The 8,229-nt window shown below is 71.1% G+C and carries 5 protein-coding genes; 4 read left to right on the forward strand and 1 reads right to left on the reverse strand.

Annotated features, from left to right (window positions below):
• Positions 1–79: 79 nt before the first annotated feature.
• The 4 genes from ADL01_RS01555 to ADL01_RS01570 all read left to right on the forward strand — a co-directional run bounded on the left by ADL01_RS01555 (position 80) and on the right by ADL01_RS01570 (position 5,877).
• Entirely contained in the window at positions 80–1,507 is a 1,428-nt protein-coding gene (locus ADL01_RS01555) for a cytochrome P450 (RefSeq protein ID WP_053740031.1), read from the forward strand.
• Positions 1,508–1,622: 115 nt separating this feature from the next.
• On the forward strand, positions 1,623–3,839 hold the full coding sequence (locus ADL01_RS01560) for a hypothetical protein (protein ID WP_053740023.1): 2,217 nt from the start codon (positions 1,623–1,625) through the stop codon (positions 3,837–3,839).
• A gap of 43 nt (positions 3,840–3,882) precedes the next feature.
• Positions 3,883–4,893: an S-4TM family putative pore-forming effector gene (locus ADL01_RS01565; RefSeq protein WP_159049426.1), complete on the forward strand. Its 1,011-nt coding sequence runs from the start codon at positions 3,883–3,885 to the stop codon at positions 4,891–4,893.
• 270 nt (positions 4,894–5,163) lie between these two features.
• On the forward strand, positions 5,164–5,877 hold the full coding sequence (locus ADL01_RS01570; RefSeq protein WP_159049427.1) for an NPCBM/NEW2 domain-containing protein: 714 nt from the start codon (positions 5,164–5,166) through the stop codon (positions 5,875–5,877).
• 25 nt (positions 5,878–5,902) lie between these two features.
• Here ADL01_RS01570 and glgB read toward each other — a convergent pair whose 3' ends face one another.
• A complete protein-coding gene (gene glgB / locus ADL01_RS01575; protein ID WP_234354453.1) occupies positions 5,903–8,227 on the reverse strand; it encodes a 1,4-alpha-glucan branching enzyme in 2,325 nt (774 codons plus the stop codon).
• Between the last annotated feature and the right edge of the window lie 2 nt (positions 8,228–8,229).

Below are 8,229 nucleotides of genomic sequence, written 5' to 3' on the forward strand. Positions count from 1 at the left end.
TGCACCAAGGGTCACCAAGACGTAACAGTTCGCGCCATGGTCACCGCTCGTGCACGGCCGGTGCGGTATGCGTGTCGGTATGGAAGCCCATCCGTTCGCGACCGCGCCGGTCGACAGCCCCGCGCTCGAGTCGTTGCCCGTGGAACCGCTGTTGACGTCGGAGTTCGATGCCGACCCGGCCGGGGTGTACGCGCGGCTGCGGCGCACGTACGGCCCCGTGGCGCCGGTGGGGCTGATGGGTGTACCGGTGTGGCTGGTTCTCGACTATCGCGAGGTGCTGGAGGTCCTGCGGAACGAGAGTGTGTGGCGGCGTGACGTGAGGTACTGGCGGGCTCGGGCGCAGGGCCGGCTGCCCCGGGACTGGCCGCTGCTCGCGGGGTACGAGGTACGGCAGACCATGTTCATGGACGAGGAGGAGCACCTCGCCGCCCGCCACACCCAGCACACGGCGCTGCGACCGTTCCAGGACACGCAGACCCCGCAGGGCTGGGAGCTGCGGGCGACGGTCGCGTGGTACGCCGACGAGCTGATCGGGATGCTGGCGGCCGAGTCGGGCACGGTGGGGTTCGCCGATCTGGGGGCGCAGTACACGCGGCCGTTGCTGCTGATGGCCACCACCAGGTTGTTCGGGTGCCCTGTCGAGCTCGGCGACGAGCTGGTCATGGACCTGTGGCGGATGCTGGACGGCGGCCCGGACGCGGGGCCGGCGACCGGGCGGGCGCTGGCCGCGATGACACGGCTGGCGGCGCATCGGCGGGCGCGGCCCGGGGACGACCTGACGTCGTACATGCTGCTGGCCGACCCGGAGCTGTCGGACGAGCAGTTGGGGCGCGAGCTGTTCATGAACGCGGTGTACCTGAACGACATCACCGGGAACATGGTGCTGAACACGCTGCTCGAGGTGTTGCGCGGGAACGCGACGGTGCGGCGCAGTCTGTCGGTCGGGCAGCTCGGGGAGACCGTGAACCGGGCGGCGCTGGTGAATCCGCCGGTCGCCAACATGTGTTTCCGGTTCGCGGCGAGGGATGTGGCGTTGGGGAACTTCTGGATCCGGGCCGGGGACATCGTCTCGCCCTCGGCCGCGGCGGCCCACGGGGATCTGATGGCGATCGGGTCGTCCCACCTGGTCGGATCGGCCGTGAGTACCCGGGCACATCTGGGGTGGGGTGCCGGGTCGCATCAATGTCCCAGTGCGGCGCGGGAGTTGGGCGGAATGCTCGTGAGTACGGCGGTGGGCCGGATCTTCGACCACCTGGCGAAGGCCGAACTGACCCTGCCGACCGATCAGTTGCCGTGGCGGTCGGGGCCGGTGGTGCGGGGACTGCGGCTGCTGCCGGTGAGATACGAGCTGAACGGTGGAGTGGGGCGGGGAGTGGCCGGTGCCGGTCTCGGCGGGGGGTCGCACCGGGGGATGGACGCGGTGGGGACGCCGGTGGGGTCCGGCGGGGACTCACAACTGAAGGGCCTGCTCGGGGCGTTGCGGAGGCTGATGTTCGGGGGGAAGTGAGGCAGGGGGGCCTGTGACGCGCTCCCGGCGGACTTTTCGGCCGATACCGCGCTCACTCGATCTCCCGCCGTGGCAGGCTGACCATCCTCCGAACCCTGCTGCCGAAGGGCTTCTCGTGCTGCGTATCCCGCCCGAGGACATCATGTGGATCCGGAACACCTGCGGGCAGGAGGTCGTCGATGAACTCCAGCGTCAGGGTGGGGAGCACGACTGGTCCGAGCTTCGCCTGAACCGGCCGTTGTGGACCGTGCCCGGCAGCAGTTACACCGGTGCGGTGCTCCAGACGATCCACGTCGCGCCTCCGCCCCGGCAACTCGTCCTCAAGGTGATTCCCGCCGGAGCCCCTGGCCGAGAGGCATCCGCCCACGCGGACGCACTGGAGGCCGTGCCGGAGTTCTCCAAGCTGCACCTGGTCGGCCAGCCGTATCCGCCGCTCGTCCTTCCCGACGGCAGGACCGTGATGTTCCAGGAGGTCGCCGGCGGCAGTCTGCGGGACGTCACCCCGGCGGGATCCCTCTCCCGGGAGGAGCAGAACCAGGTCGTCGAGGCCGTCGTACGGGGACTGCTGGCCGAGTGGAACGAAGCCGCCCTGAAAAACGCCGTCCCCGCGCAGGTCACGGTGTCGGACTTCCTCCGCCGCGAACTGGGCGACGTGTGGACGGGCGGGGGGTCCCTCCAGGCATTCGGCCGGGGCCTGGGTGTCTTCGACCCCGCGCCCCCCTGGCTCTACAGCGACGGTATGCGGCTGCCCAATCCGTACCTGCTGGTCAAGGGTGGGTACCCCGCGCTCGCGGACCCGACGGTGCCGGTCCTGCGGGGGCTCGGCCACGGGGACCTCCACCTCGACAACATCCTCGTGCCGAGGCTGGAGAAGGTGGTGCGGTCGCGGGCGTACCGCCTCATCGACCTGTGCACCTTCGGCAAGGACGCGGATCTCGGTCGCGATGTCGCCACCCTGCTCCTCTCCGCTCTGCTGCCGCACGTGAACCACCCGCAGGAACTGCCGCACGACCAGCGGCACGCGCTCCTCCGGTTCGTCGTCGACCCGGATGCCTCCCATCGCGCCGACATCGTTTCGGGTGCGGCGGCCCTGGTGGCGGCCGTGCGCGACACCGCCCGCGAGGTGATGCGCGACTGGCGCGACCCCTGGGACCTTCAGTTCCTGCTCTCGCTGACGGCGGCGGCCCTGCGGTTCACGACGTACACCAAGATCACTGAAGCCGGCCGTACATTTTTCGCGCGGCTTGCTGCGCACGCGGGCGGTGAAGTGCTGGCCCGGACCCGGGAGGACGGCGCCGGGGCCTGGCCACCGGCCCTGGATCCGGGCCGGGACTCCTTCAGCGTGCCCGGTTTCGGGCACACGGGCCCGTCCGCGCGTGCTCGGGCAGCGGGCTTCGTGTCGGACCAGGAGCCTCAGCGGCGGCGAGGGCAGACGGAGACAGGGGTACGGGACGACCGCTCGGTCGTCGGATTCGGCCCTGACCACACGGTGGTGGCCGTCGACAGCGAGGGCGGCGTCCGGCGCTGGACCGTCTCCGGGGACCCGCTCCCCGGGACCGGCGGACGTCCGCCGCAGCAGCGGCTCGGCCATCAGTCGCTGGTGGCCTCCCTGACGCACAGCGTGGTGGTGGCCCGCCCGAAGGAACTGGAGATCGTGCACTTTCCGCAGCGCGGCGGGGCGTTGCGGCCGCCACCGGTCCGGTTGCCGAACGCCGACCACTTCCTGGTCACCAGCGGCGGGGACGTGTTCGCCACCCATGACGGGAAGTACCTGACCGTCCGCGCCTTCGAGGACGGGGCCCCGATCGAGGCACTGCCCTGCCCGCCCTCGTTGGCGGCGAGCGCGGTCAGCATCGACGCGTCGGTCGTCGCCATGGCCCGCTCGAGGGAGGTGCACATCCACCGTCGGGACCGCTCGCCGCTCACATTCGGTGTGGCCAACAGCATTCCGCACCTCAGAAACAAGCTCGTGCAGATGATGACCCCCGATCCGGGTCTGCAGCTCGCGGTCTCTCCTTCGGGAAGCCACGTCGGGTGCGTCACCTTCGAAGAGGTCGTCGTGTGGAGCACCGACGACGGCCGGGAGGTGTACCGCCGCAAGCTCACCGGCAGGGAGGCCGACGAGGCGCTCGGCGCGAAGTGGATGCGCCTGGTCTGCACCGAGACGGGCACGCTGTTCTGGCTCCGGCGCGGCCGACTGGCCATCCCGACCGTCGACGGCGGCACCCAGTTGCGACAGTCCGGTACCTACGCGGACATCGCCCTCGCCCGGGACGGCACGATGCTCGCGACGCTGGGCACAGAGGGCCGGCTGGAGGTGTGGGACCTGTGATCCCGCCGCTCGGTGCCGCGCATGTCCGCGGCGACGGCTGGGCATGACTGCTCACGCGGTCGGTACGCCGTCGGGCCGACCGCCGCCCACACTGGCCGCGCGCACACGGCGGCGCGTCAGCGGATCGGGGGAAACCGTGGCCGTACCGAGCACGCCTATTTTCGAGCGGCAGAACGATCCCGACCTGCTGATACTCCTCAAGGCGGCCTCCGTTTCGCACCGCCGGGCCAAGAGGCTTGCCTCCGCCCACGTCTCGCTCTCGGTGCTCCTCGCCGCCCTGGGGGTGGCGGGCGTGTTCGCACCCGTGCTCAGGACGCCGGGCACCCTGCTCGGCCTGGCGTGGGCGCTCGCGTACGCGGCGGGGGCCCGGCTCTGGGGGCGCGGGGAGATGCGGCGCGCGGCTCTGCTCCAGGAGAAGTTCGACGTCCAGCTGCTCGGACTCCCGTGGAACACCGTCCTCGCCGGCGGCACGGCGCCTCCCGCCGAGGAGGTGGGCCGGGTGGCCCGCCGGTACACGGCTCCGGAGTCGCGGCTGCACGACTACTTCTTCGAGGCCACCGCGCTGAGCCGCCCGCTGGACGTCTTCGCCTGCCAGTTGCAGACGCTCGGCTGGGGCGCCCGGGTGCGCCGCCGGTACGCCACGACCGTCACGTGCGCGCTGGTGCTCTGGACCCTGGCGGGTGTCGGGACAGGTCTGGCCCGGTCGATGACCGTGTCCGACCTGCTGCTCCACTGGTTCGTTCCCTCGCTGGGACTGCTGCTGCTCGGACTGGACACCGTCGCGGCCCAACGGGACACGGCAGGGGCCCGAGAGCACGCGCGGTCGGTGCTCCTGGCCGCGATGCACGAGCACGTCTCGCATGGACGGCCCCCGGAGGACGTCCCCGCGCTGCTCCAACTCGCCCGGCAGGGCCAGGACGTGCTGCTTCAGACCCGGCTCGGGCAGGTCCGGGTGCCCGACTGGTTCTTCCGCCGGTTCCAGACCTCGGACCGGGAGGACTTCGTGCAGGCCATGCGGGAACTGGACCGGACGGCCGCCGACCCCACGCCCTGACCGAGCCACGGCCGGGCGGCCCGCGGTGCGCTGGGCTCGACGATCACTCAGGGGGCGCGCAGGACATGTACGCGCCCCCTGAGTGATGCGCGCTCCCACTGCTGGCGGAAGGCCTGGTGAACGCGCCCCGGCTCGCCCCTGCTCGTCCTAGGGTGAGGCACCTCGGCTCGCGTGTGGCTGCGGATGATGAGCGGGCTTCGTGGGGTGGAGCCGGTGAACGCTCTCTCCGCCGCGCTGTCCCCACCCGGCCGGACGAACAGGGGAGACCACGTGAAGCTCGAAAAGCAGCAGCCGACCCGTTCCCGCTGGCACATCGGGCCCCGATGGATGGAACTGCTGGTGGTGAGCGTCCTGACCATCGCCACCGGCTACTTCACGGGGCGGGTGAGCGAGAGGAACTACCAGGCCGACTCCCCGCAGCCGACCGCGACGGTGACCGTGCGGGCCACGGAGACGGTCACGGCGACCCCGGAGGCGACCGCGACGCCGACGACACTCGCGGGTGAGGGCGAGAGCGCTTCGGTGGACGGGGAGAACCCCGAGCCCACCGACAGTTCGGGGGTGCGCCCGGCGCAGAGCTACCTGTCCGACCTCAGCGCCGTCACGTACACGGGTGACTACGGCCCCAGCCCCGTGCTGATGCTCGGCGTCAACCACCCCAAGAGCGTCAGGCTCGGCTGCAACACCTCGAGCTACGACAGCGTCACGTACGACGTGAGCAGCTACAAGCGGCTGAAGGCAACCCTCGGCATCCCGTCCGACGCGGACAACGCGATCGGCTCGGTGGCGGCGATCAAGGTGTTCGACGCCTCGGGACGACAGATCGCCGACGCGGTGCAGTTCCGCTCCAGTGACACCGCCGACCTCTCCGTCGACATCAGCGGCCAGGACCAGATCAAAATCACCTGCGCCCTGGTGAAATCGGGCGATCCCAACCGCTCCGCGACGACGAGCGGCCTCGGCGACGCGATCCTGACCTCCTGAATTTTGTACGTGGCTGCGCCGGGGATTACGCCGGGCGCAGCCACACCGTCGCCAACGGGGGCAGGGTGACGCGGATGCTGGCCGCGCGGCCGTGCCAGGGCTGGGGGTCCGGCTTCAGGGGGGCCGGGTGGTGGATGTCGGTGCCGCCGTAGCGGAGCGCGTCCGTGTTGAGGGTCTCCTGCCAGGCCGGGACCGATTCCGGGACGCCGATGCGGTAGTCGTGCCGGACGACCGGGGAGAAGTTGCTGACCGACAGAAGAGGGGCGCCCTCCGCGTCGTAGCGGACGAAGGCGAAGACGTTGTCCTCCGCCGCGTCCCCGACCAGCCACTCGAAGCCCGAGGGATGCGTGTCCCGTTGCCAGAGGGCCGGGGTGTCGCGGTAGACCGTGTTCAGGTCGCGGACCAGGTCCCGTACGCCCCGGTGGTCCGCCTCCGCTCCGTACGCGGGATCCAGCAGCCACCAGTCCGGGCCGTGGGCCTCCGACCACTCGGCGCCCTGGGCGAACTCCTGGCCCATGAAGAGCAGTTGCTTGCCGGGGTGTGACCACATGAAGGCCAGGTACGCCCGTTCGGTCGCCCGCTGCTGCCACCAGTCGCCCGGCATCTTCGACACCAGCGAGCGCTTGCCGTGGACGACTTCGTCGTGGGAGATCGGCAGGACGTAGTTCTCGCTGTACGCGTACACCATCGAGAACGTCATCTCGTGGTGATGGTGCTTGCGGTGGACCGGGTCGTGCTGGACGTAGCCGAGCGAGTCGTGCATCCAGCCCATGTTCCATTTCAGGCCGAAGCCGAGCCCGCCGAAGCCGCCGGGGCCCGTGTGATGCGTGGCCCGGGTGACGCCGTCCCACGCCGTCGACTCCTCGGCGATCGTCACGACCCCCGGGACCCGCCGGTACACGGTGGCGTTCATCTCCTGGAGGAAGGCGACCGCGTCCAGGTTCTCCCGGCCGCCGTGCTCGTTCGGCGTCCACTGGCCCGCCTCGCGCGAGTAGTCGAGGTACAGCATCGAGGCGACGGCGTCGACCCGCAGGCCGTCTATGTGGAACTCCTCGCACCAGTAAACGGCGTTCGCCACAAGGAAGTTGCGGACCTCCCGCCGGCCGAAGTCGAACTCCAGGGTCCCCCAGTCGGGGTGGGCGGCCCGCAGCGGGTCCGCGTGCTCGTACAACGGGCGTCCGTCGAACTCGGCCAACGCCCAGTCGTCGCGCGGGAAGTGGGCCGGGACCCAGTCCATCAGTACGCCGATGCCGGCGCGATGCAGGGCGTCCACCAGGTACTTGAAGTCGTCCGGGGTGCCCAGCCGGGCCGTGGGCGCGTAGAAACCGGTGACCTGATAGCCCCACGAACCCCCGAAGGGGTGCTCCGCCACCGGCATCAGCTCCACGTGCGTGAAGCCCAGGTCGCGTACATAGGCGGGGAGTTGCTCGGCCAGTTGACGGTACGTCAGGCCGGGGCGCCAGGACGCCAGATGCACCTCGTAGATCGACAGCGGTCCCTCGTGTGCCGGGACTTCGGCGCGTCGCGCCAGCCACTCCCCGTCCTCCCACTCGTGGTGGGAACCGTGCACGATGGACGACGTGTGGGGCGGGACCTCGGTCCGGCGGGCCATCGGGTCCGCGCGCTGGGTCTTCGAGCCGTCCGGGCGCGTGATCTCGAACTTGTACAGCTCGCCCTCGCCCACCCCCGGCACGAACAGCTCCCACACCCCGGTGGCGCCAAGCGACCGCATCGGATACGCCGTACCGTCCCAGAAGTTGAAGCCCCCGATCACCCGTACCCCGCGCGCGTTCGGCGCCCAGACGGTGAAGCGAGTGCCGGTGACGCCCTGGTGGGTCATCGGTTCGGCGCCCAGCGCCCGCCACAGCTCCTCGTGCCGGCCCTCGCCGATGAGATGCAGGTCCAGGTCACCCAGGGCGGGCGGCAGCCGGTACGCGTCCTCGGTCTCCTGCACCTGCTCCTCGTACGCGATGACCAGCCGGTATTCCGGCGCGCCCCGCAGTGGCAGCGCGCCCGAGAAGAAGCCGTCGCCGTCGTCGTGCAGGTCGGCCCGCAGCTCCCCGGCCACGATGGTCACCGACTTGGCGTACGGCCGCAGCACCCGGAAGGCGACCCCGCCGGGCAGCGGATGCGCGCCCAGGACGGAGTGGGGGTCGTGATGCGTACCGGCCAGCAGCCGCTCGCGGTCGGAGGCGTCCAACGCGGGGGAGGGGAGGAGGACGGCCGTCCCGGCGGTGGCCTCGACGGGCGGGGAGGGGGGCGGCGCCGGCGCCTCGGGCGTCTCCAGCCTCTCCGGGCTCTCCAGCCTCTCCGCCGTCTCCGGGCTCTCCACCGTCTCCGGGCTCTCCACCG

It is taken from the genome of Streptomyces sp. NRRL WC-3618, from assembly GCF_001280005.1.
In the GTDB taxonomy this organism is placed as follows: domain Bacteria; phylum Actinomycetota; class Actinomycetes; order Streptomycetales; family Streptomycetaceae; genus Streptomyces.